The sequence below is a fragment of the Mycobacterium gordonae genome (assembly GCF_002101675.1).
In the GTDB taxonomy this organism is placed as follows: Bacteria; Actinomycetota; Actinomycetes; order Mycobacteriales; family Mycobacteriaceae; genus Mycobacterium; species Mycobacterium gordonae.
On sequence record NZ_LQOY01000028.1, the window covers coordinates 1 to 1,830 of the forward strand.

General features: G+C 65.7%; 2 protein-coding genes. Both read left to right on the top strand.

Translation table 11 applies throughout. The features are described 5' to 3' along the window. Positions 1 to 1,637, top strand: a 1,637-nt coding sequence (locus tag AWC08_RS05160) for a PPE family protein (protein ID WP_142283415.1), incomplete at its 5' end; no start/stop codon positions are given. A gap of 21 nt (positions 1,638 to 1,658) precedes the next feature. Then, positions 1,659 to 1,830 (top strand): PPE domain-containing protein (locus AWC08_RS05165; RefSeq protein ID WP_142283416.1); only part of this gene is annotated, 172 nt, incomplete at its 3' end.

Consider the following 1,830-nt stretch of genomic DNA (forward strand, 5'->3'; position numbering starts at 1 on the left):
CGGCGGCCATGCCCTATGCGGGGTGGTTGGGTGAGGCGGCGGCGCGGGCGGCGGGGGCGGCCGCGCAGGCCAGTGCGGTGGTGGGTGCGTTCGAGGCGGCGCGGGCGTCGATGGTGCATCCGGTGGCGGTGGCGGCTAATCGGGATGTGTTGGTGCGGTTGGTGTTGTCGAATGTGCTGGGTCTGAACGCGCCGGCGATCGCTGCGGTCGAGGGCGTGTATGAGCAGATGTGGGCTGCTGATGTGGCGGCGATGGTGGGGTATCACGGTGGGGCGTCGGCGGCGGCGTCGGCGTTGTCGTCCTGGCAGAACTGGTTTGACGAGGCGTTGCCCGGGGTCCAGGCGCTGCCGGCCGGCGCGCGGGCGGCGGCGGTTGCCGCGCCGGCGGCCGTCAGCGACCTGGTGCTGAACCTCGGTCTGGGCAATATCGGCTCGTTCAACCTCGGCAGCGGCAACGTCGGCGGCCTCAACCTCGGCAGCGGCAACTTCGGCAACATCAACGTGGGCAGCGGCAACATCGGCGACTACAACCTCGGTGGCGGCAACATCGGCACCGGGAACTTGGGCAGCGGCAACTCGGGTGATTTCAACCCGGGCAGCGGCAATTTCGGCGCCGGGAACCTGGGCAGCGGCAACATCGGCAGCCTCAACCTCGGTAGCGGTAACTTCGGCACCATCAACGTGGGCAGCGGCAACAGGGGTGACCTGTCATTCGGCAGCGGAAACGTCGGCACCTTCAACCTCGGCAGCGGGAACCTCGGCGGCGGCAACATCGGATTCGGGAACCTGGGCACGGGCAACATCGGCTTCGGGAACAAGGGCAGCGACAACATCGGGATCGGGCTCACCGGCAACGGCCAGCGCGGGATCGGCTCGCTGAACGCGGGCACCGGAAACTTCGGTCTCTTCAACTCCGGTGACAACAACGTCGGCTTCTTCAACTCCGGTAACGGCAACATCGGCTTCTTCAACTCCGGCAACGGCAACACCGGCTTCGGCAACTCCGGCAGTTTCAACACCGGCTTCTGGCACTCGGGCGATTCCAACACCGGCATCGGCAGCGCCGGCAACGGCAACTTCGGCTTCTTCGACGCCGGAAAGTCCAACGCCGGTAGCTTCAACGCGGGAACCCAGAGCACCGGCTTCGGGAATTCGGGAGCGGGCAACACCGGATTCTGGAACTCGGGCAATTCGAACACCGGAGTGTTCAACGCGGGCAGCGTCAACACCGGCTTGTTCAACGCAGGTGACACCAACACCGGCGCATTCAACGGCGGCAGCCTGAACACGGGGTTCTTCAGTAGCGTCGACCAGCCGGTCGCCAACTCCGGCTTCGGCAACGTCGGTACCGGCAACTCGGGCTGGGGTAACAACGACCCCGGCGGCGGTGCGAATTCCGGATTCTTCAACACCGGTTTCGGTAATTCCGGTTTCTCCAACGCGGGCCCGGCACTGGTTGCCGGCTTCAACTCCGGCTTCGGCAATATCGGAACCAACAATGCCGGAGTCGCCAACTCCGGCAATTACCTGGCCGGTTGGTCCAATACCGGCAACACGAGTTCGGGCGCGCTGAACTCGGGTGACGACAACTCCGGCGGGTTCAATTCTGGTACCGGCCAGTCGGGTTTCTTCCGCTGAGTTATTGAGGGGCGCTTGAACATGAGTTTCTGGGTGTTGCCGCCTGAGGTCAATTCGGTGCGGATGTTTTCCGGTGCGGGGTCTGCGCCGATGGTGGGGGCGGCGGCGGCGTGGTCGGGGTTGGCGCGGGAGTTGGGTGCGGCGGCGGATTCGTTCGCGGCGGTGATCGGGGATTTGGCGGGCGGGGTGTGGG